Annotated in this window: 13 protein-coding genes; 5 read left to right on the forward strand and 8 right to left on the reverse strand. The window is 73.5% G+C overall.

Features of this window, described 5'->3' with window-relative positions; all coding sequences use genetic code 11:
• Positions 1 to 63: 63 nt before the first annotated feature.
• The gene (locus tag PSQ21_RS11845) at positions 64 to 2,289 is read left to right on the forward strand and encodes a bifunctional glycosyltransferase/CDP-glycerol:glycerophosphate glycerophosphotransferase (RefSeq protein ID WP_274030446.1); all 2,226 of its coding nucleotides are present in this window, start codon (positions 64 to 66) and stop codon (positions 2,287 to 2,289) included.
• A 69-nt stretch (positions 2,290 to 2,358) separates the two neighbouring features.
• On the opposite strand, the gene PSQ21_RS11850 is transcribed toward PSQ21_RS11845, so the two are convergent.
• The 6 genes from PSQ21_RS11850 to PSQ21_RS11875 all read right to left on the reverse strand — a co-directional run bounded on the left by PSQ21_RS11850 (position 2,359) and on the right by PSQ21_RS11875 (position 13,126).
• Positions 2,359 to 3,501 (reverse strand): glycosyltransferase, encoded by a 1,143-nt coding sequence (locus PSQ21_RS11850; protein ID WP_274030448.1) that lies wholly within the window; start codon positions 3,499 to 3,501, stop codon positions 2,359 to 2,361.
• Positions 3,498 to 6,377, reverse strand: a complete 2,880-nt coding sequence (locus PSQ21_RS11855; RefSeq protein ID WP_274030449.1) for a bifunctional glycosyltransferase/CDP-glycerol:glycerophosphate glycerophosphotransferase — start codon at positions 6,375 to 6,377, stop codon at positions 3,498 to 3,500. The genes PSQ21_RS11850 and PSQ21_RS11855 overlap by 4 nt, the downstream gene beginning before the upstream one ends.
• A complete protein-coding gene (locus PSQ21_RS11860) occupies positions 6,374 to 9,823 on the reverse strand; it encodes a bifunctional glycosyltransferase/CDP-glycerol:glycerophosphate glycerophosphotransferase (RefSeq protein WP_274030450.1) in 3,450 nt (1,149 codons plus the stop codon). The genes PSQ21_RS11855 and PSQ21_RS11860 overlap by 4 nt, the downstream gene beginning before the upstream one ends.
• A gap of 295 nt (positions 9,824 to 10,118) precedes the next feature.
• Positions 10,119 to 10,988 (reverse strand): TylF/MycF/NovP-related O-methyltransferase, encoded by an 870-nt coding sequence (locus PSQ21_RS11865; RefSeq protein WP_274030451.1) that lies wholly within the window; start codon positions 10,986 to 10,988, stop codon positions 10,119 to 10,121.
• An 11-nt stretch (positions 10,989 to 10,999) separates the two neighbouring features.
• Positions 11,000 to 11,770: a methyltransferase domain-containing protein gene (locus tag PSQ21_RS11870; RefSeq protein WP_274030453.1), complete on the reverse strand. Its 771-nt coding sequence runs from the start codon at positions 11,768 to 11,770 to the stop codon at positions 11,000 to 11,002.
• 159 nt (positions 11,771 to 11,929) lie between these two features.
• On the reverse strand, positions 11,930 to 13,126 hold the full coding sequence (locus PSQ21_RS11875) for a CDP-glycerol glycerophosphotransferase family protein (protein ID WP_274030454.1): 1,197 nt from the start codon (positions 13,124 to 13,126) through the stop codon (positions 11,930 to 11,932).
• 101 nt (positions 13,127 to 13,227) lie between these two features.
• Here PSQ21_RS11875 and PSQ21_RS11880 point away from each other — a divergent pair, with 101 nt between their 5' ends.
• Both PSQ21_RS11880 and PSQ21_RS11885 read left to right on the forward strand, forming a co-directional pair.
• Positions 13,228 to 17,064: a bifunctional glycosyltransferase/CDP-glycerol:glycerophosphate glycerophosphotransferase gene (locus PSQ21_RS11880; protein ID WP_274030455.1), complete on the forward strand. Its 3,837-nt coding sequence runs from the start codon at positions 13,228 to 13,230 to the stop codon at positions 17,062 to 17,064.
• A gap of 82 nt (positions 17,065 to 17,146) precedes the next feature.
• On the forward strand, positions 17,147 to 18,385 hold the full coding sequence (locus PSQ21_RS11885; protein ID WP_274030456.1) for a hypothetical protein: 1,239 nt from the start codon (positions 17,147 to 17,149) through the stop codon (positions 18,383 to 18,385).
• A 6-nt stretch (positions 18,386 to 18,391) separates the two neighbouring features.
• Here PSQ21_RS11885 and PSQ21_RS11890 read toward each other — a convergent pair whose 3' ends face one another.
• Positions 18,392 to 19,000, reverse strand: coding sequence for a TetR/AcrR family transcriptional regulator (locus PSQ21_RS11890; protein ID WP_179889851.1), 609 nt, complete (start codon positions 18,998 to 19,000; stop codon positions 18,392 to 18,394).
• Positions 19,001 to 19,252: 252 nt separating this feature from the next.
• Between PSQ21_RS11890 and PSQ21_RS11895 the strand changes: the two genes are divergently transcribed.
• Positions 19,253 to 20,158 carry an ABC transporter permease gene (locus PSQ21_RS11895; RefSeq protein WP_274030457.1) on the forward strand — a complete coding sequence of 302 codons (906 nt, stop codon included), beginning with the start codon at positions 19,253 to 19,255 and terminating at the stop codon, positions 20,156 to 20,158.
• Positions 20,151 to 20,942 carry an ABC transporter ATP-binding protein gene (locus PSQ21_RS11900; RefSeq protein ID WP_274030458.1) on the forward strand — a complete coding sequence of 264 codons (792 nt, stop codon included), beginning with the start codon at positions 20,151 to 20,153 and terminating at the stop codon, positions 20,940 to 20,942. Before PSQ21_RS11895 ends, PSQ21_RS11900 begins: the two co-directional genes overlap by 8 nt.
• 225 nt (positions 20,943 to 21,167) lie before the next feature.
• Here PSQ21_RS11900 and PSQ21_RS11905 read toward each other — a convergent pair whose 3' ends face one another.
• Positions 21,168 to 26,174 carry an NAD-glutamate dehydrogenase gene (locus PSQ21_RS11905; protein WP_274030459.1) on the reverse strand — a complete coding sequence of 1,669 codons (5,007 nt, stop codon included), beginning with the start codon at positions 26,172 to 26,174 and terminating at the stop codon, positions 21,168 to 21,170.
• Between the last annotated feature and the right edge of the window lie 96 nt (positions 26,175 to 26,270).

Here is a 26,270-nt window from a genome sequence, read left to right on the forward strand (position 1 = left end):
GTCATTCCATCCGACGTTTGCGCTCTGCCTGGTTCCCGCGAACGATCGACCCATGGATGTGTAGTGCCTCGGTTCTCCGTCATCGTGCCCGCATTCCGGGTCCAGGCGTATCTGCACGCGTGTCTGGATTCCGTGCTGGCCCAGTCCTTCAAGGACTACGAGGTCGTCGTGGTCGACGACTGCTCCCCCGACGCCTGTGGACCGATCGCCGACGAGTACGCCCGCCGGGACCCCCGCGTCACCGCGCTGCACCTCCCCCGCAACACCGGCCTCGGCCCCGCCCGGAACGCCGGGATGGCACGGGCGGGCGGCGACTACCTGATCTTCCTCGACGGCGACGACACCCTGCTGCCGGACGCGCTCCAGACCATCGCCGACCGGATCGACGCGACCGGCGGGCCCGACGTCCTGATGTACGACTACGCCCGCACCTACTGGACGGGCCGCAGCGTGCGCAACGTCCTGGCCGCCCATCTCGACGAGGGCGGGCCCGCCACCTTCCGGCTCTCCGACCGGCCCGAGCTGCTGCGGCTCCTCATGGTCGTCTGGAACAAGGCGTACCGCCGCGCGTTCATCGAGGCCGAGGGGTTCACCTTCCCGCCCGGCTACTACGAGGACACGCCCTGGACCTACCCGGTGCTGATGTCGGCCGGGTCGATCGCGGTACTGGACGCGGTCTGCGTCTCCTACCGGCAGCGGCGGCGCGGCAACATCCTCTCCACCACCAGCGAGAAGCACTTCGACGTCTTCGACCAGTACGACCGGGTCTTCGCGTTCATCGACGCGCGCCCCGAACTCGCCGTGTGGCGTCCGGTGATGTTCCGCCGGATGCTGGACCACTTCTCGGCGCTCTTCGCCTCCCGGGACCGGCTGCCGCACCACAGCCGCGCCGCGTTCTTCCGCCGGGCGGCCGCGTACGGCCGCCGCTACCGCGCCCCCGGCGCCCCGGTCCCCCGCCGCACCCTGCTGCGGCACGGCCTGCTGCGGCTCGGCGCGCGGCGCACCTACCAAGCTCTGTCGGGCGCCCAGCGCCTGGCCGGCCGGCTGCGCCGGGGTTCGGCGGCCGTACGCCGGGCGGTGCGGGGCGCGGCGCTGCGGACGCACTACCGGATCCAGTCGCGGCTGCCGCTGCGCTCCCGGGACGCGGTGTTCGCCGCCCGGGGCGGCGGGTACACGGGCAGCCCCGCGGCGATCGAGGCGAAGGTCCGCGAGCTGGTCCCGGGGGTGCGGACGGCCTGGATCTGCCGGCCCGCCGACGCCCCCACCGTGCCGGCCGGCACCCGGCACCTCGCGACCGGCACCTTCGCCCACTGGACGGCGCTGGCCCGCTCCGCGTACCTGGTGAACGACTCCGCCTTCGACCGGGGGCTGGTCAAGCGCCGGGGCCAGGTCCTGCTCCAGACGCACGAGGGCACGCCGCTGCGGACCGTGGGCACCGATCTGCTGGACCGGCCCGCCGCCGCCCGGGACACCGACTTCGAGCAGCTGCTGCGCTCGGTGGACACCTGGGACTTCTCCCTCTCGGCCAACCCGCACTCCACCCTCGTACGGGAGAGGGCCTATCCGTCCGCGTACACGACGCTGGAGTACGGCTCGCCGCGCAACGACGTGTACCACCGCACCGGCCCGGCGGAGGTGGCGCGGCTGCGCGAGTCGCTGGGGATCCCGGCGGGCAGCACGGCCCTGCTGTACGCCCCGGCGCACCGCGACTACCGGCGTGTCCAGCGGCCCGTCCTGGACCTGGAGCGGCTGGTCCGGGTCCTGGGCCCGCGGTTCGTGGTGCTGGCCCGGGCGCCCCGCCCCACGGGTGTCGACGGCCACCGGGCGCCGCACCCCCGGATCATCGACGTCCATGGGCACCGGTCCGTGGAGACGCTGGCACTCGCGTCGGACGCGCTGATCACGGACTACGCGTCGCTGATGTTCGACTACGTCAACCTGGACCGCCCGGTGGTGCTGCACCTGGCCGACATCGAGGCGTACGAGGCGGCACGGGGAACGTACTTCGACATCACGGCGTTCCCGCCCGGCATCGTGGCCCGGGGCCAGGACGAGCTGTTCGACATCTTCGCCTCGGACCACTGGCGGGGCTCACGCTCGGCCCAGTTGCGGGCCGCGTTCCGGGCCCGGTTCTGTCCGTACGACGACGGTTTCGCCGCCGAGCGGGTGGTGCGGCGGGTCTTCCTCGGGGAGACGGACGGGCTGCCGCTGCCGGTGCCGTCCGCCGCCCGCCGGACGCCCGCGGCCCTTCCGGCGCAGGACGGGGCCGGGGCGGGCGTCAGGGGCTGACCCCGGGCCGTCGCCGGATCCGTGCCCGGGGCCTGCCCCGCCCGGGCTCGGAGCGGGTACGGAGCGTGCTCAGCGTTCCAGGAGCGCGAACAGCTCCTCCCAGCGGCGCAGGGTCTCCGGCTCGGAGAACCGCTGGACGCCGGACCGGGCCCGCGCGCCCATCGCGTCGCGCAGCCGGGGGTTGCCGGTGAGCCGCAGCAGCCGGTCGGCGAGGGCGGCGACGTCTCCGGCGGGGGCCAGGAGGCCGTCCTCGCCGTCGCGGACGATCTCGCGCACCCCCGGCGCGCAGTCGAAGGCGGCGCAGGGCACGCCGCTGGCCATCGCCTCCAGGAGGGCCAGCGGGAAGCCCTCGCCCCGGGAGGACTGGACGAAGACGGAGGCCTCGGCGAGGGCCCGCTCCACGTCGTCGGTGCGGCCCATCCACTCCACACAGCCGTCGAGGCCGAGTCTCGTGCACTGCTCCTTCAGCGCGGCCTCGTCCTCGCCGGCCCCGTACACGCGCAGCCGCCAGTCGGGGCGGGCGGGCGCGACCAGGGCCCAGGTGTCCAGAAGCAGGTCGATGCCCTTCTGGTCGCTGAGCCGGCCGATGCTGGCGACGGTCCTCGCGGTGCGGGGGGAGGGCACGGCGGGCAGGCGGGAGAGGGCGTTGGGCAGGAAACCGACGTTGTTCATGCCGTCCCCGGCCCATTGGTCGGCGTCCTCCTCGGTGAGGACGAGCCAGTGGTCGAGGTCCTTGTAGTGCTTCTTGATCCAGCGGTAGCGATGGCTCGCGCGGGAGTAGCCGTAGGACTCGTGGCTCATCCCGATGACCCGCAGCCCGGTGGTGTCGGCCTCCCCGACCCATTCCATCGCCCAGACCTGGGTGACGATGACGACCGCGCCGGGGCGGGCGGTCGCGAAGATCTCCGAGAGCCGGGCGACCGCCCGCTTCTTGGCGGCGGCCCGGGCCGCCTCCCTGCGCCGGGTGGGGAGGCGGAAGCGGTCGCGGACACCTCGGGGCGTCCAGGGGGTCGGGGGGTGGGCGGGGTAGAGGGCGGTGACGGGGTGGGCGGGCTGTGCGGGCAGCGCCATCTTGAGGTCGGAGGCGTGGATGCCGATGGCGTGGACCCGGTGGCCCTGGTCGGCGAAGAGGCGGGCGGTCTGGTGCATCCAGCCGGTGACGCCGCCGAGTTCGTCGGTGCTGTTGGAGACGATGAAGATGTCGCGGCTCATCGGCCGGCCCCCCGGTCCTGGTCGATGGTGTGGTGGGCGCCCCGGGAGGCTCCGGGGCCGAAGACGGCGGCGACGGTCCTGCGGGCCGCGTCGCCCCGGTCGTAGGGCCCGAACTGCCGGACGAAGGACCGGCGTCGGTCGGCGTACCGGGTGTCGGTCCTCTTCAGTTCGGCGAGGGCCGCGAACAGCTCCTCCCGCGTCGCGGTCACCGGCCCGGGAGCCTTCTCCCGCAGGTCGAAGTAGCTGCCGCGCTCGGCCGCGTACGCCTCCAGGTCGGGGGCGTACAGCACGACGGGCCGGTCGAGGAGGGCGAAGTCGAACATGATGGAGGAGTAGTCGGTGATCAACACGTCGGTGAGCGTGAGCAGTTCGCTGACGTCGTGGTGGCGCGAGACGTCGATGACGGTCCCGGGCGGGCAGGGCGGCAGCCGGGCGGACTCCAGGTAGTGGGCGCGCACCAGCAGGGTGTGGGTGTCGCCGAACCGCTCCGCGAACTCCCGTACGTCCAGCAGGAGACGGCTTCTGCGCTGCTTGCCGGGGCCGCCCCGGAACGTGGGGGCGTACAGCACGGTCTTCTTGTGGTCGTCCAGCCCGAGCGCCCCGGCGAGCGGCGGGCGCGGCAGCCGCCCCTCGGTCTCGGCCCGGGTGCGCTCCGCGATCAGGGCGTCGTTGCGCGGGTAGCCGGTGCGCAGGAGCCGCTCCTCGGGCAGCCGGTAGGCGCGGGCGAGGGTGTTCACGTCGTGCTCGGAGCGGACGAGGAAGTGGTCGAAGCGGTCCACGGCCCGCTGGAGCCGCGCGCGCTGGGAGGTGTTCTGGAGCCGTACGCGCTGCTCGTCGAAGCCCATCCGCTTGTACGCGGAGCCGTGCCAGGTCTGGAGGTACGTGGTGTGCCGGGGCTTGTGCAGCTGCTGCGGGAAGCCCTGGTTGTCGACCCAGAACTCCGCGCGGGCGAGCGCCCACAGGTAGCGCCAGGACCAGCGGCGTACGAGGCGGGCGTCGTCCGGGAAGCCCGCCGGGGAGGGGTCGTAGGACCACGTGGCGTGGAGTTTCAGGCCCTGGCGGCGGATCTCCTCGTACAGGGCGCGCGGGCTGTCGCCGTAACAGGTGCCCATGTGGCTTTCGAGGACGACGGAGCCCCGGCGGACGGGGAGCCGGGTGAGCCAGGTGTTGTAGACGGGGACCTTGAAGCCCCGGGAGCGGTAGCGCTCCAGCCGTCCCCGCAGGGACCGGACGAGGAGCTTCGCCTTGCGGGCGGGCCGGAAGCGGGTGGCGTAGCGGACCAGGCGGTGGGTGGTGCGGGCCGGGCGGCGGCGGGCGGTCAGCCGGAGCGCGAAGTGGTCCTTGAGCGTGATGTAGGGCTCCCAGGTGTCCCCGGCGAGCCGCCCGAGCCGGGGCCTGGCGGCGAACCGGAGGCCGCCTTCCACCTGGTCCTGCGGGGCGAACAGATCGCTGACGGACCGGGGCCCGTCGGGGCCCCCCGCGGTCACGGTCAGCCGCGCGTCCCACGCCGTGTCGCGGACGCCGACGGGGCGCAGGCGGCGCGTGACGTCGGCCCGCGCGCGCCAGATGATCCCGTTGCCGTCGTGCCGGATCTCCTCGACCGGGAACGCGACGGCGCGCGCCCCGCCCCGGGCCCGGAGCTCCAGGGTCGCGGCCAGGGGGGCCTCCGGGGCGGGCCCGCCGTGGCCGGGCAGTACGAGGCGGCCTTCCAGCAGCAGGCGGCCCCGGTCGGCGGTGGCGCGGGTGAGCCGGTTCATCAGCCGGGCTTCGCCGAACGCGCGGTACTGGTGGCCGAGTTCGGTGACGTCGATGTCCGGCCCCTCCGGGCCGCCGCCCCAGGCCACCCGGCCGTCCGCCCCCGTCGTCAGCGGCGCGCACACGGTGGCGGGTCTGCTCAGCGCGTACGCCGCGGCGAGGGCCCCTTCGGCGTCGCCCCGGGCCAGCAGGCTCACGGCGACCCGCTCCAGCGGAGGCAGGCCCGGCAGGCCCGTACGGAAGGAACCGCTCAGCGCGCGTGCGGCGACCGCGGCGGTGCGGGCGCGGCGGGCGGCGGGCAGGTGGGGGAAGGTCCGCACGAGCGGCACCAGGTGGTCGCGGGCGAACGCCTCCTCCCGGTCCTCGCGCAGCCCCGGAAGCCCCCGCGTGAGGAGGGTGTTGGCGACCCTGCGGTGGGCCTCGGTCAGGGCGGCGAGGTCGCGGGCCCGGTCGGGGACGGCCCGGCCGGTCACGATCAGCCGGCGCACCAGGGCGATCCGTCCGACCGCGGCGGCGGCGAGCGGGCCGAAGAGGATCTCGCCGTACGTCAGGTCCTCCTCGTACCGCAGCCCGTGCCGCCTGGCGGCCTCGCGGCGCAGGCAGAACCCGGTCACCAGGGCGTCCCTGACGACGAGTTCGGGGGCGTCGGTGAAGCGGGCGAGCGTGCGGGAGCGGGCGTACAGCTGACCCTGCCAGGACGGCTCCCGCTCCTTGCCGCCCTCGGCCTCAAGCATGCTCCAGCGGCCGGCGATCAGGTCGGCGCGGCTGGTCTCGCCCGCCTGCCACAGGTTGCGGCAGGCGTGGAGCTGGAGGCGTTCGCCGGGGGCGAGGACCAGGACGTACCGGCCGTCCGCCGCGTCCAGGCCCACGTTGCGCAGGGCGCCGGTGGTGCGGGCGGCCGGGTCGGCGTGGAGGAGCCGGACCCTCCCGGGGGCGCGGTCGGCGAGCGTCCGGGCAGCGGTGCGGACGGCCGCCTCGGCGGTGGAGGCGAGGACCACGACGGCCTCGGCTCCGCGCAGCGACTGGCCGAGCACGGACTCCACGGAGGCGCGCAGGGCGTCGGCGCCCCCGGGGCCCTCGCCGTCCCCGCCGCCGGTGATCACACAGCTGAAGTCGCTCACGCCTGCTCCCCCTTGAGCATCCGGTCGACGACCCCGGCGGCGGCGGTCCCGTCGTCGAGGTCGCAGAACTCCTCCCGGAACCGCTCGTACGCCTCCCGGTGCCCGGCGGTCGCGGCTTCCGGGTCGCGCAGGGCGGCCACGATCCCGGCGGAGTCGGGGATCAGGGGGCCGGGGGCCCGGTGCTCGAAGTCGAAGCAGAAGCCGCGCAGGGTGTCGCGGTAGTGGGCCAGGTCGTAGGTGTGGAACAGCATCGGGCGGCCGGTCTGCGCGAAGTCGAACATGATCGAGGAGTAGTCGGTGACCAGGACGTCGCTGATCAGCAGCAGTTCGGCGGCGTCCGGGTGGCGGGAGACGTCCCGGACGAAGGCGGTGTCGGGGATGCTCCCGCCGACGAGGTAGTGGCGGCGGACCAGCAGGACGTGGTCGTCACCGAGGCTCTCCCGCGCCCGCTTCAGGTCGAGTTGGAGGTCCAGCCCGTAGCGCCCGCCCCGCCGGGGGTGGTCGTCGCGCCAGGTGGGGGCGTACAGGATCACGCGCCGCCCCTCGGGGATCGCGATCCTCTCGCGTACGGCTGCCGCGACCTTGTCCCGGTCGGGGGCGTACAGCAGGTCGTTGCGCGGGTAGCCGCACTCCAGGACCTCGCCCGAGTAGCCGAAGGCGCGGCGCAGGACGGGGGTGGAGAACCTGTTCGGGGAGACGAGCACGCTCCACTGGGCGGACCGGTGTTCCATGGACGCCATGTACGCGGCGTCGGCGTGCGGGGTGCCCGCGAGGTCGCGGCCGATGCGCTTGAGCGGGGTGCCGTGCCAGGTCTGGACGACGCACTGGCCCTCGGCCCGTTCGAACCACTCGGGCAGGTGGGTGTTGGTGACGATCCAGCGACTGCGGGCCAGCGCCTCGTACCAGTCGGCGCTGTGCAGGGCCACGGGGCGGACGCCTTCGGGCACGGCCGTCTGCTGGTCGCGCACCACCCACAGGTGGTCGATGTCCCGTCCTCGCGCGGCGAGTTCGCGGTGGATCGCCCGGGGCGAGTCGGAGTGCTGGCGGCCGTCGAAGCTGGAGTAGAGGACGGCCGGGCGGGGTTCGTCGACCGTGGCGGCGCGCAGTCCGGCGTACCGCTCGCGCTGGATCCGCTGCCCGTACGCTCCCCTCTCCGCCGGGGGGAGGGCGCTGCCGGACTCCAGGACGAGGCGGTCGTGGTGGCGCCGCTGCAGGACGAACTCCCGGTGCCCGGACCGCTGTCGCCATGGAAGGGTGTGGTGCAGAGGGCTGCTGAGCCGTAGCGGCCGGTACGCCTCCGGGTCCCGCTCCCCCGGCTCGCGCAGGAAGAGGTACCAGCGGCCCTCGGCGAGCGGCAGCGCCCCGCCGGGCCCCTCGACGGCGGCGGGCGCGATCACGGCCCGGAAGCCGTCGCCGTCCCGCCGCTCCAGGCCGAGGACCGCCTCCTCACGGTGGCCGCTGTGCCGCAGGACGAGTTCCCGGAAGGCGCCCGTGGGGTCGGGGAAGGTCCCTTCCAGGACCAGGGTGCCCGGCTCCTCCCGGGCGGCGGAGGTGACGACGGGCTGGACGGGCCGGTCGGTGAGCACGAGGTCGCCCGAGGGGTTGGGGGCCGCGTACAGCTCTCGGCCACCAGGCAGCGGATAGCGCCCGTCCTGGCCGTCGGTGCGGGCCGCCACCGTCAACGGCTGGCCCTCGCCGACGAGTTGGACGCCCCAGATGTCGTCCTCCCCTCGGAAGGCGCTGAGCGGGATGTCCGCCGCCCGGGAGCCGGGTGAGCCGCGCAGGGCGAACTCCCGGGTCTCCTTGGTGCGCCACTCGGTGAGTCTGAGGGCGACCGGTCCGGTGTCGCCGAGGACCTTCACCTCCAGGCGCACCGCGTCCTCGACCGCCGACTGCCCGGTCAGGACGGCCGCGACGCGTTCGGTGCGCAGCTCCAGCTTGTTGCCGGCGAGGACGGGGACGACACGGGTCCGCTCGTCGGTGTACAGCGCGGCGGGCGGGGCCGGGGTGGAGACGAGCCGCATCGGGCCCCGGCGCGGCCGGCCCGCGCCGACGACGACGGCCTCCAGTTTCCATGTGGTGCGCCCGCCGCCGCCCGTGCCCTTCGCAGCGAGCCTGCGGGGGTCGACGACGGCCTCGAACCCGGCGCGGTCGTAGCGGTGCAGGGAGCGGCCGGAGAGGGCGGTGGCCTCGTCGCCCGGGACCGGGCGGGTCCGCAGGGGGATCAGCCTCTTCCCGGAGCGCAGCCAGCCGAGCCGGACCGGGCCGCCCGGGGCGTTGCGTACGTAGGCATGGCCGGTCAGGTGCAGCAGCCCGTCCCGCCAGACCGCCTCGGTGAGGTGGGCGTGGACGGGCAGGTCGGCGGGGGTCAGCGCGGTCGTCGCGGGCGGCAGGGGGGCGCGGACGGCGGGGTGGTGGGCCCGGGGCCGGAGCAGCCCGGTGACGTGGAAGGTGTCCCGGTCCTTCTTCTCGTCGGCAAGGAGGTCGAGGAGTTCCGGGAGGCGGCGTTCGCGGATGAGCTGCCACTTGACCCGCAGGTGCAGGGGCAGTCCGGTGAGGACACCGGGCTCGACGGTGGCGGCGAAGGCGCCCGCGTGCTCCAGGAACGCCTCGTGGAACTCCGCGTCGCCGTCCCCGAGCGCCTCGATGAACAGCCACAGGTCGCCGGAGAGGGCGTGGGCGTCGTAGCGGCGCTTGGCCTCGGCCAGTTCGGGCCGGGCGGCGAGGAAGCGGCTGACGGTGGTGACGGCGGTGACCCGGTCGCGGATGCCCCGGGGCACGGCCCGCCGGGTGGTGATCGATCCGTCGCGGTCGCGCCAGTGGTAGACGGGCTCCTCGACGACGTCGACGGAGCCGGCCAGGAAGTGGGCGGGCAGGACGACGGCGATGTCCTCGTACAGCACCCCGGTGGGGAAGGCGAAGGCGTGCTCGTCCCAGAAGGCGCGGCGGAAGACCTTGTTGCAGGCGATGCGGTCACCGAGCAGAATCCAGTCCCGGGTGACGTGGGTGGCCCGCCGCGCCTTCTCCATCGGCTTGCGGAACATCGGGGACTGTTCCAGCTTCCCGCCCGCCCGCAGCCGGAGCACGTTGCCGGTGGCGAAGTCGGAGCCGGAGCTGTCGAGTTCGGCCAGCATGCGGGCGTACGCGCCGGGCGGTACGACGTCGTCACTGTCGACGAACGTCAGGAACTCCGCGCCGGGGTCGGCCTCGCGGACCCCGGCGTTGCGGGCCGCGCCGAGTCCGGCGTTCTCCTGCCGGAGCAGCCGGAAGCGCGGGTCGCGGTCCACGAACTCCTGTGCCAGAGCGGGGCCGTTGTCCGTGGACCCGTCGTCGACGAGGACGACCTCCAGGTCCGGCATGGTCTGCTCGGCGAGCGAGGAGAGGCAGGCACCGAGGTACTCCTCGACGTTGTAGAGGGGGACGACGACGGTGAGACGGGGTGCCATCGCGGCGCACGATCCTTCCGGGCGGACGCCATCAGGGGCAATGAGCGTCGGGGGCTTGAGCTTCGGGGCCTGGGCTTCGGGGCCTGGGCTTCGGGGGCTTGGACTTCCGGGGTGGGGCCCGTCGGGGGCCATGGGGTACAACCCGCGCCGGAAGGGCGGGTCACCCGAGGGGGCCCGTTCGGGTGACGCGGAGGGGGCGGAGCCACGCGCCCCAGGGGCGTGCCGGGAGCACGTTCGAGCCCCGTACCGGAAGGGCACGGGGCTCGGTGCTCGGCGCTGCCGTGATGGGCTCGCGTCAGGGCTTCACGGCGATCCGGCCCTCGTCCATCCGCAGCAGCAGAAGGCGCTCACCGGTCTTGTCGAGGAACTCGTCGACCGCCTGCCGCGATCCCTGCCAGTAGCCGTAGTCGTCGATGAGGAGCACCCCGCCGGGGACCAACCGGGAGTACAGGTGCTCCAGTTCGTGCTTGGTGGAGGCGTACCAGTCGGTGTCCAGGCGCAGGATGGAGATCTGCTCGGGGGCTTGCGCGGGGACGGTGTCCTCGACCCGCCCCTGGACGTAGTGGACGCGCTCCTTCGGGTACGGAACGGTGTCGAAGCCCGCCTTGACGTCCTCCAGCGAGGCGACCGCCCAGATCGGCCGGTCCTTGCCCTGGGCGTCCAGCAGTTCCTGGGCCGGCCGCCCGTCGCGCCGCAGATCCTCGGCGGTGGGCGGGGTCATGCCCTCGTACGTGTCGAAGAGGTACAGGTCGCGCTCGGTCTCACCGACGGAGAGCAGGGTCCGGGCGCAGGCCTGCATGGAACCGCCGCGCCAGACGCCGCACTCGACGATGGAACCGGGGATGTCGTGCCGGGCGATGTAACGGGTGGCGAGGATGAAGGTGTTGAGCCGCTCCGGCGAGGTCATCGAGTACGGCTTGACCGCGCGGATGATGTCCTTCGCCTCGTCGTCGTAGTCCGCGGGGAACCCGGGCGCGGCCTTCTTCGCCTTGGGTTCCGGAGCCGTTACGGGGGTGGGTGCGGCGGCCGGAGCCGGTGCGGGGGCGGTGCGGGCGGCGGGCACCGTGACGCGCCTGAGCTGGTATCCGGTGAGCTGCTGAAGGACGCCGTTGACGGCGTTGCGCCAAGCCATGCCCCGGGACAGTACGCGCGGTTTGCGCCGCATGTCATCTTTCGTCAACCTGCCATTGATCGGGGCGGTTCCTGTTCGCGTGCGGCCCCCTGCGCGGGCACGGCCTCCGGGCGTCCGCACGCCTCACGGCCGTCCACCGGACGGGGCAGCGGTACCCCGTCCACGCCGCCGACCCGGTTCGCCCACCACACCGTCAGCTCCCGTACGGCGAACATGGTCAGGCGGGGGTAGCGCCGCGGCTTACGGAAGACGCCGACGGAGTCGCCCCAGTAGGCGGCCTTCTTGTCGATGGCCCGGTAGTCGTGCCAGATGCCCTTGCGGGGCGGGAAGTCGGTGTACGCCTCGCGCAGTTCGAGCCGCGCGTGCGCGGCGAGCGCGCGGAACCCGTCGGGATAGTAGCGCCAGCAGTCCTGCGCGTCGTGGACGTGGCCGCGCGACGGGGCGGTGATGAACGCGTGGCCGCCCGGCTTCAGGATCCGGGCGATCTCCAGCATCGACGCCCAGAAGAACGGGATGTGCTCGAACGCCTGCCCGGACAGCACCACATCGGCGCTGTTGGAGCGGGCGGGGATGCGGTACGGCTTCCTCATCACCGCGTCGACGTTGGGGCCGTCCTGCACGTCGACACCGAAGTAGTCGACGGGGTGCCCGGCGAGCAACGCCCGGTGGGTACGGGTCTGTTTGCCGGAGATCCGCGACCCGAGGTCGACGACGCGGTAGGCGCCGTTGCCGGACGCGGCCCCGCGGGCAGGCCCTTCGACGGGCAGATACTCCTTGATGCAGAGTTCCATCTGCTCGTAGGCGGACCGGTGCATGGACGTCTCCCAACATGGCGGGGTGAGCGAGATGCCGGGCACAACGACCGGGCGGCACGGAAGAACCGGCGCGGGCGGGCCGCCTTGAGCCATTCGGGTGGCGGGGACACCCCGGTCGGTCAGGGACGGGGCCCCGGGTCACAGGGGCGGGGCCCCGGGTCACAGGGACGGGGCGAAGAACCGCCGCACGACGCGTTCTGCCGCGCGTCCGTCGTCGTACGGGCAGAACCGCTTTCGGAACGCGGTGCGCAGCACGGCCGCCTCCGGTGACCGCCACTCCCCCGTACGGAACACGTCGGCCAGCCCGCCGGGGGTGGTGGTGACGGCGCCGGGGGTGTCGCCGGGCCGCCCGGAGAGCAGGTCGAAGTAGGTCCCGCGCGCGGCACGGTAGGCGGCCCAGTCGGGGGCGTGGACGACGATCGGGCGGTCCAGGCAGGCGTAGTCGAAGATCAGGGAGGAGTAGTCGGCAATCAATGCGTCGGCGGCCAGGCACAGTTCCTCGACCCGGGGGTGCCCGGTGACGTCGACGACGCGCCCCGTCCCCGCGTCCGCACCGTGCCGCGCCTCCGCCCCGCCGACCTCGGCCGTGCGCCCGTAGAAGTAGTGGGCGCGCACCAACAGCACGTAGTCCGGCCCGAGTTCCCGCGCCAGCCGTGCCGGGTCGAGGTCGGGTACGAAGCTGTCGCGGTAGTCGCGGTGGGTCGGGGCGTAGAGGAGGGCGGTCTGTCCCTCGGCGATGCCCAGGCCGGCGCGGACCTTCGCGACGTCCCCGGCGGTGGCGGTGGCGTAGAGGTCGTTGCGGGGGTAGCCGAGGTCGAGCCGCTCGTACGCGCCCGGGTAGACGCGGTCCCAGACCTCGGTGCTGTGCGGGTTGGCGGAGAGACTGAAGTCCCACTGGCCGACATGGGCGAGGATCCTGGCGAAGTCGGTCTTCCGGGCGAGGGCGGGGTACGCGCGCTGGTCCAGCCCCATGGTCTTGAGGGGGGTTCCGTGGTGGGTCTGGAGATAGCGCTGACCGGGCCGTTTGGTGAAACCGCCGGGAAAGCTGGAGTTGTTGACCAGGTAGGCGGCGGTGGCCATGGCCCGCCAGTAGGGACGCGAGCCCTCGATGACGTACGGCACACCGGCCGGCATCCGGTCGCGGTGCCGGGAGGAGACGACCCACACGCCCCGTACGTGCGGGGCCAGTTCGCGGGCCTTGGCGTGGATCGCGGCGGGGTTGCAGGCGACGCCCCGGTTCCAGTACGCCCCGTAGACGGCGAGGTCCGGGTCGAGCGGGCGGCGCAGGTCGGTGCGGTAGGCGGCCCGCATGGCCTGCCGGCGCGCGAAACGCTTCACGGAAGCTCGGGTGGGCATGGCAGCCGAGGGTAATCGCGGGCCGGGACGGCACAGGAGCCGCGTTCACCCGTTCGGGGCAGCGCCGGTGACCCCGGGACCTGGCCCCTGTTGACCAGGACATGAAGCCACCAGTGCCGCCCCTCCTCAGCGTCGTCGTCCCCGTCCACAACGTCGAGGCCTACCTGGAGGACTGCCTGCGGTCGGTGGCGGACCAGACCCTCGAAGCGATCGAGGTGGTCATGGTCGACGACGGTTCGACGGACGGCAGCGCCCGGATCGCGGCGGAGTTCGCCGCCCGGGACGGCCGCTTCCGGCTGGTGCGGCAGCGGAACGCCGGCCTGAGCGCCGCCCGCAACACCGGCGTCCGGCACACCACGCCCACCGTCCCCTACCTGGCGTTCGCCGACAGCGACGACGTTCTCGTGCACGACGCGTACGAGCGGATGACGGCCTCGCTGGAGTCGACCGGTTCCGACCTGGTGACCGGCAATGTGTGGCGGCTGACCGCACAGGGACGGCAGCAGGCGTGGCAGTACCGCTGGCTGACCGGCCCCCGGCCGCGTACCCACATCACCCGGGACCCGCGCCTGTTGGCGGACCGGGTGGCGTGGAACAAGGTGTTCAGGCGCTCCTTCTGGGACGCGCACGGCTTCGCCTTCCCCGTGGGCAGGCTGTACGAGGACACCCCGGTGATGATCCCCGCGCACCATCTCGCCGGGTCCGTCGACGTCCTGCACGAGCACGTCTACTACTGGCGGGTGCGGGAGGGGTCGATCACCCGGCGGCGTACGGACGTCACGGGCGTACGGGACCGGATCGCCGCGTGCGAGCAGGTCAGCGCGTTCCTGGGCGACCGGGACGCGGCACAGCGGCGGGCCTACGACACGTCCTGTCTGCGCGACGACTTCGGGTACTTCCTGGACGGTCTGCCGCTGGGCGGCGCGGCGTACCGGGCGGCGTTCCTGGAAGGCGCCGGGGCCTTCGTCGACCGGGCGGGGCCCGGGGCGCTGGAGGGGCTGCCGGTGGAGCTGCGCGTCAAGTGGACGCTGGTGCGGGAGCGGCGGCTGGAGGAGCTGCTGGCGGTCCTCGCCTTCGAACGGGCCAACGGGGCGGGAACGTTCGCGGTCGAGGGCCCCCCGGGGCGGCGGCGGGCGGTGTACCCCGGGGTGCGCGGCGCGAGCGCCCGGCTCACGCGCGCGGACGTGCCCGCCGTGGCGCGGCTGCTGGAGGCGCGCTGGGGCGCGGACGGGAAGCTGCGGCTGCGCGGGTACGCGTATCTGCGCAACCTCCCCGCCGCCTCCGCCCGGCACCGGCTCACGGTGGGGATGGTCCGGGCGGAGCGGGGCCGGCAGGTGCGCCCGGTGCCGGTGCGCTCCGTGTGCACGCCCGAGGCGACGGTGAGCTCCGGGCAGGAGCTGCACGGCTACGACCACGCGGGCTTCGAGATGGTCCTCGACCCGGACCGGCTGCCCGCGACGACGGAGGGCGGCGGCTGGCTGGTCGGCCTGGTCCTCGCCGCGCCCGGGGCGGTCCGGCGGGTGGCGGTGCGCGCCCCGGACGCGGGCGCGGACCAGCCGCTCGTTCACGACCTGGGCGACGGGCGGCGGGCGGTGCTCGACTACCGGGGCGGCCGGCTCCGGCTGACCGTGTCGCGCCTGCGGGCACGGGCCGAGGGGCACCGGACCGCCGGGGCGGAGGGCTCCTGGCTGGAACTCACGGGCCGGCTCTTCGACGGGAGCAGGCCCACGGCGCTGCTGCTGACACGCGACGGGAGCGAGGAGCGCTCCTGCCCGGTGGAGTACGCGGAGACCACCGGGGCGAACGAGCACCGGACGCCGGGCGGGGCGGACCGGCACGGGGGCGGAGGGCCGGGCGGGGCGGACGGGAACAAGAGCGGGGCGCCGGACGGGGTCGGGTTCACGGTGCGGGTGCCGCTCGCCGACCTCGCCGGGGCCCCGCCCGCTCCGCACCGGGCGCCCCGCGAGGTCGAGGCGGCCGGCGGGGCGCGCTGGCGGGTCCGGCTGCTGCTCGCCGACGGCACCCGCGTCCCGCTGCCCGCCGCCCCGGACCTGCCGCCGCCCGCGTGCGCGGATCCGGCGGGCGACCTGGTGCTGGACCTGGCGGGGCCTCCGTACGCGGACCGGGTGGAGTGCACGCCGGAGGGGGCCCTGCGCGTCTCGGGGACGTACGTTCCGCCCGCTGCGGGGACGGCGACCGGCCCCGGCGGCCGACTCGTCCTGCACCACGAGACGCTGCACGAGACGGTCCCGGTCGAGGGGACGGTCGCGCAAGCCGTGGCGGGGAACAGCGCTCAAGCCGTCACGGAAACCATCACGGAGTCCATCGCAGACTCCGTCACGGAGTCCGTCACGGAGTCCATCGCAGACTCCGTCACGGAGTCCGTCACGGAGTCCATCGCGGAGTCCGTCACGGAATCCGTCACGAACGCAGATGCGGACGAAGATACGGACGGAGATGCGAACGGGGTTGCGGACGAGAGCGCGGGCAGAAGCCCAGGGGCGAGGCCGGACGACGTCAGCCCGGGTATGAGCCCGGACGGGCTCCCCGCCCCCGCGGCGGGCGGCCGGTCGCGGTTCTCCGTGCTGATCGCCCCGCCGCTCCCGGAAGGCCGCTGGGAGATCCGCCTGGACGGCCACCCCGTACGCGTCCTCGGCTCCGCCGCCGCCCAGCTCCCCTCCGGCCGTGGCGAGAGCGCCCTGCGCCCGGAGCGGCGGCACGGCGACCGGCTGTCCGTCGTCGCGGTGCCGGAGTCGTCGGCGGTGGCCGGGCGGAGCACGTACGGCAGGCGGCTCCTGCGCGCCGCGCACTACCGCGACGGGCGCACGCTGCTCCCGCTCAGCGAGACCGTCCTCTACGCGGGCGGCGACTCCCCGCGCGCCGTCCACACCGAACTCGTGCGCCGGGGCACGGAGACCGAACACCTGTGGGTCACCGGTACCACCCCCGGCCGCACCACCCACGTCCCGCCCGGCGCGCGGGCCGTCCCCGTGCACAGCCCCGCCTGGTACGCGGCGCTGGCGCGCTCCCGCCGGATCGTCACGGACGAGCAGCTGCCCGAGTGGTTCGAGCGGCGTCCGGGGCAGACGGTCGTCCAGACCTGGCACGGCACCCCGCTCGGCCGGTTCGGCGGCGGCCTGGCGGACACCCTCTACGCCGACCACCAGTATCTCGCCACCCTGCCGCGGCGGTCGGCCCAGTGGTCGGTGCTGGTCTCCCCGAGCCGCTTCGCCACCCCGTGGCTGCGCAGGTCACTTGCGTACGAGGGCGAGGTGCTGGAGGCCGGTTCGCCCGCCAACGACGTGCTGTTCCCGCCCGACCGGGACAAGGCCGCCGAGGAGGCGCGGCGCGGGCTCGGAATCCCGGAGGACCACCGCGTCGTGCTGTACGCCCCGACCTACCGCGACCACCTGGCCCACCCCCCGGCCGCTTCCGCCGACCGCACGGCCCCCGGCCCGTACCGCTGGGAGCCGGCGCTCGATCCGGGTGCCCTGGCACGGGCGCTCGGCCCCGGCCACACGGTGCTGGTGCGCCGCCACCCCCGGGTCACCGGGACCGTCCCGGCCGGGCCCGGCGTGCTCGACGTGTCCGGGCACCCGGGGGCGGCCCGGCTGCTGCTGGTGGCCGACGTCCTGGTGACGGACTACGCGGGGCTGATGTTCGACTTCGCGCTGACGGGCCGGCCGATGCTCTTCCACACGTACGACCTGGAGCACTACCGCGACACCGTGCGCGGCTTCTGCCTGGATTTCGAGACCCGGGCGCCGGGGCCGCTGCTGGTCACGACGGACGAGGTGGCCCAGGCGCTGCGCGACACCGGGTCGCTGGCCGCCCGGCACGCCGACGCGTACGAGAGCTTCCGCCGCGACTACTGCGATCTGGACGACGGCGGCGCGGCGGCCCGGGTCGTGGACCGGCTGCTGGCGGACGTCCCGTAGGGGCGTCCGGGAGGCGTCGCCCGGAATCCCCCGGACGAGTGGCGGCGGGGAGAGCGGGCCCGCCGCACGGAACCCATGAGGTGTGCCCCTCTTCTCCGCTGCCTCCTCCTCCGCCCCGTCCTCCGGCGCCCCTCGCTCCGGCCTCCCGCCCGCCGCGGCCGGGGGCGACGCGGCCGACGGCCCGGCCCGGCCGCCCCTGTGGCTGCCCTCGCCGTACCTCGTGCTGGGCGGCCTGCTGTGGGCGGTGCTGTCGGCGGCGGCCTGGCAGGCTCCGCTGTGCTGCGAGACCGGGCTGCAGGCGGCCGTCGTCGAACGGCTGCGGGTGAACCTGCTGCACCCGGCGTTCCCGATGACCGACCTGCCTGCCGTGGCGAGCGCGCACTACTCCCCGTACGCGCTGCTCCAAGGGCTGGCCGCCCGCGCCACCGGCCTCTCGGGCCCGTCCGTCGTGGCGCTGGCCGCGTCGGTGAACCTGCTGCTCCTGCTGACCGGAATCGGCCGGCTCACCCGGCTGCTGACCCCGTCCCGCTGGGTCCCGGTCCTCGCGCTCGTGCCGCTGGCGCTGATCCACTGGGCGGACCCGGCCCGCTGGAGCGCGCCGAGCACGTTCGCGGTCGCGGTCACCCTGCACCTGTGGGCGTGGACCGGGCGCGCGACCGCCCGGGCCCCCCGCCCCGGTGATCCGAAGCCCGGCCGGACGCCCCGGTGGGCGGAGGCGACCGGGATCGGCGTACTGCTCGGGCTCGTCCTGCTGGTCCACCCGCCGACCGCGATCGGCGCGGCGATCGGGTGTCTCGCCCTGATCGCGGTCCGGACGCGGACCCGGATCCGGCCGACCGTGTGGCGGTGGGCGTTCGCCGTCGTGTGCGCGGTGACCGTGGCGGCGCTGTGGCCGTACTACAACGGGCTCACCGCCCCGCGTACCCCCGCCGACGGCCGGACCACGGGGCCCCCGGCGGCCGAGGGGGTGCGTGCGGCCGGGGAACCGTATGCCTGGGCGACCGCGCACGTGCCCCCGGGCGAGGTGGTCCTGACGGACAGCCGCCCGGCGATGTACGCGCTGGCCGGCCACGGGGCGTACGTGCTGGCCGACGCGCTGCCGGACGCGGGGCTCGCGCGCACGGAGCGGCGGGAGAGGAGCCGGGCGGTGGCCTCGTACCTCGACGCGTCGACCCCGCGGGCCCGGCGGGACGGGATCACCGCCCGGTACGGGGTGCGGTGGCTGCTGCTGACCCGCTTCCAGCGGCTGCCCGAGAACGCGACGGTGCTGGCGTTCAGCCCGGCCACGGGCGAGGTGCTGGCGCGGGTACCGGCGGGCTGAGCGTCTTCAGGCGTGCTTGAGGGCGGCGACCGCCGAGGCGGCCAGATCGTCCAGGTAGCCCTTGGGCAGTTCGCCGCGGACCACGACGAGCCGCCAGTACAGCGGCCCCACGATCAGGTCGAGCGCCCGGTCCGGATCGCTGCCTTCCGGCAGCTCCCCCCGGGCCACGGCCTCCCTCACCACCACGGCGGCGACGCCCTGCTGCTGGTCCAGGAGCGCGGTCTTGATCGCCTCGGAGATCTCCGGATTGCGGGCCGCTTCGACCAGCAGGTCCGGGATGACCTGCGAGGCGACCGGGTGGCGCAGGGCGTACGCGGCCAGTTCCAGGACGGCGCGCACGTCCCCGTACAGCGAACCGGTGGCCGGGGCGGGCATCCCCTGGGCGGCGACGGCGGCGACCAGGTCGAGGACGAGCGCCAGCTTGGACTTCCAGCGGCGGTAGACGGCGGTCTTGCCGACGCCCGCACGCCGGGCGATGCCCTCGATGGACATCCGGGCGAACCCCACCGCGGCGAGTTCCTCGAAGACGGCGGCGCGGATGGCGTCCGTCACGTCCTCGCGCAGGACGGCGGCGCCTGCGGGGGCGCGGCGGCGGGTTCCCCGTTCGGTGGTCATGGCCCGCATGATAGTCGGCCGCGACGAAACGGTTGCGTTGCGACGTAGAAGCGTCCTACTCTCAGCGTTACGACGATACGGTCCCGTCCCAACGAGGGCGTCCCTACGGGGCCGTATCGTCCCGTCGCCGTATTACCCCACCGCCCCACCGCCCCCTCGCTCCGGCGTTCCGGCGTTCCGGCGGTGTCCCCCTCCCGCTTCCGTCGAAAGCGATCGTTCGTGGTGAGCCAGACAGCAGCTCCACCGGCCCCGGTGAGCACCCCCGCCCAGGACGTCCCCACCTACGCACCCGGTGAGCTGGCCGCCCTGGCCGCCCGGCACGGCCTGACGGTCAGCGGCGCCAGGCCCTCGCTGCCCGCCTATATCCGGCAGCTCTGGGGGCGGCGGCACTTCATCGCCGCGTTCGCGACGGCCAAGCTGACCGCCCAGTACAGCCAGGCGAAGCTCGGCCAGATCTGGCAGATCGTGACGCCGCTGCTGAACGCGACCGTCTACTACTTCATCTTCGGCGTCCTGATGAACACCAAGCACGGGGTGGAGGACTTCGTCCCGTTCCTGGTCACCGGGGTCTTCATCTGGACCTTCACCGCCAGCTCGATCACCGCGGGCACGCGGGCGATCAGCGGCAACATCGGCCTGGTGCGGGCCCTGCACTTCCCGCGCGCCTCGCTGCCGGTGGCCCTCGCCCTCCAGCAGTTGCAGCAGCTGCTGTTCTCCCTCGGCGCGCTGGCCCTGATCCTGCTGGCGTTCGGCCAGTACCCGAGCCCCTCCTGGCTGCTGGCCGTCCCGGCGCTCGCGCTCCAGGCGCTGTTCAACACCGGGGTGTCGATGGCCGTGGCCCGGCTGACGGCGAAGACCCCGGACATCGCGCAGCTGACGCCGTTCGTGCTGCGGACCTGGATGTACTCCTCCGGCGTGATGTGGAGCCTGGACCACCTGCTCAAGGGGGAACGGGTGCCGCACGCGGTGATGGTGGCGCTGGAGTACAACCCGGCGGCGCTCTTCATCAACCTCATGCGGTACGCGCTCATCGACAGCTACACGGCGGCGCAACTGCCACCGTTCGCATGGGCGGTCGCGGCGGGCTGGGCGCTGCTGTGCGGCGTGGCCGGATTCGTGTACTTCTGGAAGGCCGAGGAGACGTACGGACGTGGCTGATCCCCAGGACTCCCCCGGGCACGACCGGGTCCCGACGGTCGTCGTCGACGACGTCCACATCACGTACACGGTCAACGGCGCCCGTACGGGCAAGGGCAGCGCGACCTCGGCGCTCAGCCGGATCACCACGCGCCGCCGTACCCCCGGCGCACGCCAGGTGCACGCCGTGAAGGGGGTCAGCTTCGCCGCATACAAGGGCGAGGCCATCGGCCTGATCGGCTCCAACGGTTCCGGCAAGTCGACGCTGCTCAAGGCGGTCGCGGGCCTGCTGCCGCCGACCCGGGGCAGGGTCCACACCCAGGGCCAGCCGTCGCTGCTCGGCGTGAACGCGGCGCTGATGGGCGACCTGACCGGGGAGCGCAACGTGGTGCTGGGCGGACTCGCGATGGGCATGACCCGCGAGCAGATCCGCGAACGCTACGACGAGATCGTCGACTTCTCCGGCATCAACGAGAAGGGCGACTTCATCACGCTGCCGATGCGCACGTACTCCTCGGGCATGGGCGCCCGGCTCCGCTTCTCCATCGCGGCGGCCAAGAGCCACGACGTGCTCCTGATCGACGAGGCGCTGTCCACGGGCGACGCGAAGTTCCAGCACCGCAGCAAGGACCGCATCAAGGAACTGCGCGCCGAGGCGGGCACGGTCTTCCTGGTCAGCCACAGCAACAAATCGATCACCGAAACCTGCGACCGGGCCCTGTGGCTGGAGGCGGGCACGCTGAGGATGGGCGGCCCGGCGAAGGAAGTGGTCGCCGCGTACGAGGCGTTCACCAAGCGCAAGTAACCCTTCGGCCCAAGCGCAAGTAGCCCTTCGGCCCCCGTCCGGCCCAGGCCCTTCCCCATCCGGCCGATCCCATCCCCGTCCGGCGCTTGCGGACAAGGCCCACGCCCGGGAGGCCCGCGCCCGGGAGGCCCGCGCCCGGGAGGCCCGCGCCCGGGAGGCCCGCACCAACGGCCAGGGGGCCGGCGCCACCCACGGCACCGGCCCCCACAGACGTACGGGAACGCCCTACGCGTGCGTACGCAACAACGTCCGCATCGTCCGCATCGCCACCGACAGGTTCGCCAGATCGAACGCGTCCGACCCCTGGATCTCCTCCAGCGTCGACCGCGACCGGGCCAGGATCGCCGCGTTCTTCTCCTCCCACGCCCGGAACCGCTCCTCCGGCGTCGCGGACCCGCTCCCCACGCTCAGCACGTCCGAGGTGAGCGCCGCGTGCGCCGCGTACAGGTCCTCGCGGATGGAGGCGCGGGCCATGGACTGCCAGCGGTCGGCCCGCGGCAGCTCGATGATCCGGTCCATCAGCTGGGTGATCCGCAGCCGGTCCGCGAGGTCGTAGTAGACCTCGGCGACCTCCAGCGGGTCCTGGCCCGTACGGTCGGCGATGGCCACGATGTCCAGCGCCGGGAAGGCGGAGGAGAACCCGGCCACCCGGACCGCCAGCTCCTCCGGCACGCCCGCGGCCGTCAGCTCGTCCAGGATCGAGCGGTACCAGTCCAGGTCCGCGCCCCTGAGCAGCTTGGGCAGCTCGTCCCAGACCCGCGCGACGCCGTCCCGGAACCCTTCGATGGTCTCCGCGATGGCGACGGGCTGCGGCCGGTTGCCCAGCAGCCAGCGCGAACCGCGCTCGACCAGCCGCCGCGAGTGCAGCCGGATCCGGGTCTGGACGTCCGCGGCGACCTTGTTGTCGAGCGCCTCGACCGCGTCCCACACCCGGGACAGCCCGAAGATCTCCCGGGCCGCGAACTGGGCCCGCACGATCTCCTCGATCGACGCCCCGGTCTCCTCGCGCAGCCGGTGCAGGAAGGTCGAACCGGCGGTGTTCACCGTGTCGTTGACCAGGACCGTCGTGATGATCTCGCGGCGCAGCGCGTGCCCGTCGACCGCCTCGGGGAACCGCTCGCGCAGCTCGCTCGGGAAGTAGGCGTGCACCAGCTTCTGCAGGTGCGGGTCGTCCGGCAGGACGGTGGAGATCAGCTCGTCCGCCGTCGTGATCTTGGTGTAGGCGATCAGCACGGCCAGCTCGGGCTGGCTGAGCCCCTTGCCGTTGCTCAGCAGCTCCCGGATGTGCCGGTCGGCGGGCAGGAACTCCAGCGCCCGGTCGAGAGCGCCGTCGCGCTCCAGGCGTCGCATGAAGCGCTGCTGGGCGTGGAGCAGGGACGGGGCCTGGGCGGAGGCGTTGGAGAGCGCGACGTTCTGCGCGTAGTTGTTGCGCAGGACGAGCGCGCCGACCTCGTCGGTCATGTCGGCGAGCAGCTTGTTGCGCTGCTTGACGGTCATGTCGCCGTCCCGGACCAGACCGTTGAGCAGGATCTTGATGTTCACCTCGTGGTCGGAGGTGTCCACACCGGCGCTGTTGTCGATCGCGTCGGTGTTGATCCGGCCGCCGCTGCGGGCGAACTCGATCCGGCCGAGCTGGGTGGCCCCGAGGTTGCCGCCCTCCCCGACGACCTTGGCCCGCAGGTCCTCCCCGTTGACGCGGATCGCGTCGTTGGCCTTGTCGCCGACGTCGGCGTTCGACTCGGAGACGGCCTTGATGTACGTGCCGATGCCGCCGTTCCACACCAGGTCGACGGGGGCCTTGAGGATGGTCTGCATCAGGTCGGCGGGCGTCATCTTGCTCACCGAGGGGTCGATGCCGAGCGCCTCGCGGACGTGCGAGTTGAGCGGGATCGACTTGGCGCTGCGCGGGTGGATCCCGCCGCCCGCCGAGAGCAGGCCCGTGTCGTAGTCGGCCCAGGAGCTGCGGGGCAGGTCGAAGAGCCGGCGCCGCTCGGCGTACGAGGTGGCGGCGTCCGGGTCCGGATCGATGAAGATGTGCCGGTGGTCGAAGGCGGCGACGAGGCGGATGTGCTCGGAGAGCAGCATCCCGTTGCCGAACACGTCGCCGGACATGTCGCCGACGCCGACGACGGTGAAGTCCTCGGTCTGGGTGTCGTGACCCAGCTCCCGGAAGTGCCGCTTGACGGACTCCCAGGCGCCCCGGGCGGTGATGCCCATGCCCTTGTGGTCGTAGCCGGCCGAGCCGCCGGAGGCGAACGCGTCGCCGAGCCAGAAGCCGTACGCGACGGCGACCTCGTTGGCGATGTCGGAGAAGCTCGCGGTGCCCTTGTCGGCGGCGACGACGAGGTAGGTGTCGTCCTCGTCGTGCCGGACGACGTCGGCGGGCGGCACGACCTCGCCGGCCACCATGTTGTCGGTGATGTCGAGCAGCGCGGAGATGAACGTGCGATAGGCGGCGATGCCCTCCGCGAACCAGGCGTCGCGGTCCACGGCCGGGTCCGGGAGCTGCTTGGCGACGAAGCCGCCCTTGGCGCCGACGGGCACGATGACGGTGTTCTTCACCATCTGCGCCTTGACCAGGCCGAGGATCTCCGTACGGAAGTCCTCGCGCCGGTCCGACCAGCGCAGCCCGCCTCGGGCGACCTTGCCGAAGCGCAGGTGGACGCCCTCCACGCGCGGCGAGTAGACCCAGATCTCGTACGCCGGCCGGGGCGCGGGCAGGTCCGGGATGGCCTGCGGGTCGAACTTCATCGAGACGTACGAGTGCGGGGTGCCGTCGTCCGTGTGCTGGAAGAAGTTGGTCCGCAGGGTGGCCTTGATGACGGTGAGGAAGGACCGCAGGATCCGGTCCTCGTCCAGCGAGGCGACCTGGTCCAGGGCCCCGTCCAGCTCCTCCAGGAGCCCGTCGGTCAGCTCCGTGCCGGCGCTCTGGCGGCCGGGCGACATGCGGGCCTCGAAGAGCGAGACGAGCAGCCGGGTGGTGTGGACGTTGTTGCGGAGCGTGGACTCCATGTAGTCCTGGCTGAAGGTCGAGCCGGCCTGCCGCAGGTACTTCGCGTAGGCGCGCAGCACCATGGCCTGCCGCCAGTTCAGCCCGGCGCCGAGCACCAGCGCGTTGAAGCCGTCGTTCTCCGCCTCGCCCTTCCAGACGGCGGCGAACGCCTCCTGGAAGCGGGCGCGGGCGTCGTCGGCGAGATAGCCGCCGTTGCCGGTGGCCACCGGCATCCGCAGCCCGAAGTCGTAGATCCAGGCGTGGGTGCGGTCCGCGCAGCGCAGCTCGTACGGCCGCTCGTCGACGACCTCGACGCCGAGCTGCTGGAGCGCCGGGAGGACGGCGGAGAGAGAGACCTGCTCGCCGGTCCGGTAGATCTTGAAGCGGCGCTCGCCGGGGCCCGCGCCGACCGGCTCGTACAGGCTGAGGGCGAAGTCCTTCTCGCCCTGCTTGAGGGTCTCCAGGTGCACCAGGTCGGCGACGGCGGCGCGCGGCGAGTGGTCGGCCTTGTAGCCCTCGGGGAACGAGTGGCCGTACTGGCGCTGGAGTTCGGCGCCGCGCTCCTCGCCCAGCTCGGCGGTGAGCGCCTCCTGGAAGCCGTCGGCCCAGGAGCGGGCGGCCTCGACGAGACGGGCCTCGATGCGGTCGGCGTCGGCGTCCGTCAGATGCGGCAGCTCGGTGCCGGCCGGGACGCGGATGACGAAGTGCAGCCGGGAGAGGATCGACTCGGTGTTCCAGGCGGTGAAGTCGACGCTGTTGCCGCCGAGCTCCTCCTTGAGGATGTCGATCAGCCGGAGGCGTACGCCGGTGGTGTAGCGGTCGCGCGGCAGGTAGACGATCGCGGAGTAGTAGCGCCCGTACTCGTCCTGGCGCAGGTAGAGCCGCAGCCGGCGGCGCTCCTGGAGGTAGAGGACGGAGGTCACGATGGAGCGGAGCTGGTCGACGGGCGTCTGGAACAGCTCGTCGCGGGGGTAGGTCTCCAGGATCTGGAGCAGGTCGCGGCCGTCGTGGCTGTTGTACGAGAAGCCCGCGCCCTCGACGACCTCGGCGACCTTGCGGCGGATGACGGGCACCCGGCGCACGGACTCGGTGTAGGCGGCGGAGGAGAACAGCCCGAGGAAGCGGCGCTCGCCGACGACGTTGCCCTTGGCGTCGAACTTCTTCACGCCGACGTAGTCGAGGTAGCTGGGGCGGTGCACGGTGGCCCGGCTGTTGGCCTTCGTCAGGACGAGGAGCTTGTGCTCGCGGGCCTTGGCGCGGGCGTCGGCGGGCAGCCGGTCGAAGGACGGGCTGACCGGGTGGGCCTCGTCCTCGCTGTGGTGCGGGTCGGAGCGCAGGATGCCGAGCCCGGTGCCGGGCACGGCGGCCAGCGCGTCGCTGTCCCTCAGCTCGTACTCGCGGTAGCCGAGGAAGGTGAAGTGGTCGGCGGCCAGCCAGCGCAGCAGCTCGCGGGCCTCCTCGACCTCCTCTTCGCCGAGGTCGTCCAGCGGTTCGCCGGGCAGGTCCTCGGCGATCCGGAGGGCGGCGTCGCGCATCTTCCCCCAGTCCTCGACGGTCTCCCGTACGTCGGACAGGACGCGCAGCAGGTCCGTGGTGATCTGCTGGAGGTCGGCCCGGTCGGTCTCGCGGTCCATCTCGACGTGGATCCAGGACTCGACGAGCGCGTCGTGGGGCAGCTCGGCTTTACCGCCCTTGGCGTCCTTGCGGCCCGGGGTGCTCTTCGGGAGGCCGGGGCCGCCGGAGAGCACCTCGATGAGCTTGCCGGTGACATCGCGACGGACCGTGACCTGCGGGTGGATCACGACGTGGATGCCGCGCCCCTGCCGGGACAGCTCGTTGGTGACGGAGTCCACCAGGAAGGGCATGTCGTCGGTGACGACCTCGACCACGGAGTGGCTGCAGGTCCAGCCGTTCTCCTCGACGGTCGGGGTGTGCACCCGGACGTTCGCGGTGCCCTGCGGACGGTTCTCGGCCAGCCGGTAGTGCGAGGCGGCGGCGCCGTAGACGTCGACCGGGTCACGGCCGCTGAGGTCCTCCGGAGCCGTGTGCAGGTAGTAGCGCTGGAGGTAGGCGAGCACCGTGTCCTGACCGGCACGGGCGCTCTCGTCGGCCCCGGCGGCGGAAGCCCGCGCCCGGGGGGCACCTCCCGGGCCACCGACACCACCGCCCGGACCACTCTCAGCTACCTTGGCGGCCCCTTCGAGCAGCTCGGCCTTGGCTTCGTCCAGCTTGGTCTGCATGTCCTCTGGCTCCTGTCGCGCGCCGTTGCGTGACGTAGGTGAGAAAAGCGGCGTACCGCCACGACGCGGGGTTTCCGGTCTGGGTCGACGCTATGC

Source organism: Streptomyces sp. MMBL 11-1 (assembly GCF_028622875.1).
GTDB lineage: Bacteria > Actinomycetota > Actinomycetes > Streptomycetales > Streptomycetaceae > Streptomyces.